A 429-nucleotide genomic window follows, 5' to 3' on the forward strand; every position below is an offset into this window, starting at 1 on the left:
CGTGTGGAGGTCCCGCTCGAAGACACGTTGGACTCCAGGGCGCGCGCACTTGATGCTCGTCTGGCCCACGTCGAGCACGAGCGGCGTTCGCGCCGCCACAAGCGCGAAGCCCGCATACGCGGGCGCGAAGCGCGGCGACTCCGAGACATACACTGGACACCCGAGCGCGGCAGTGGCCTTCGCCACCCCCACCTCGAAGCCCTCCAGGCAGGCCAGTCCTCCGCTCAACCACACCGCGTCCACGGCATGCCGATTCACCAATTGTTCGAGGGCGCTCGTGAGCGCTGGAAACAGTTGCTCCGCGAGTTGGTCCTCGGGCACCCCCGCGCGTCGGTCCGCCTCCACTCGAGGCGCGCCAATCAGCTCCCACAACTCGCGTCCGAACACCGGGAGGTTCCACACCTCCAGCGGTGTCACTCTCTCCGCGTG

General features: G+C 68.3%; 1 pseudogene. It reads right to left on the reverse strand.

Annotation, left to right across the window (positions count from 1 at the left end):
- Positions 1-417: pseudogene (locus tag D7Y04_RS44825) on the reverse strand (ROK family protein); the annotation flags it as partial.
- Positions 418-429 lie beyond the last annotated feature (12 nt).

Origin of the sequence: Corallococcus sp. AB038B (assembly GCF_003668955.1) — a bacterium.
Classification (GTDB): Bacteria; Myxococcota; Myxococcia; order Myxococcales; family Myxococcaceae; genus Corallococcus; species Corallococcus exiguus.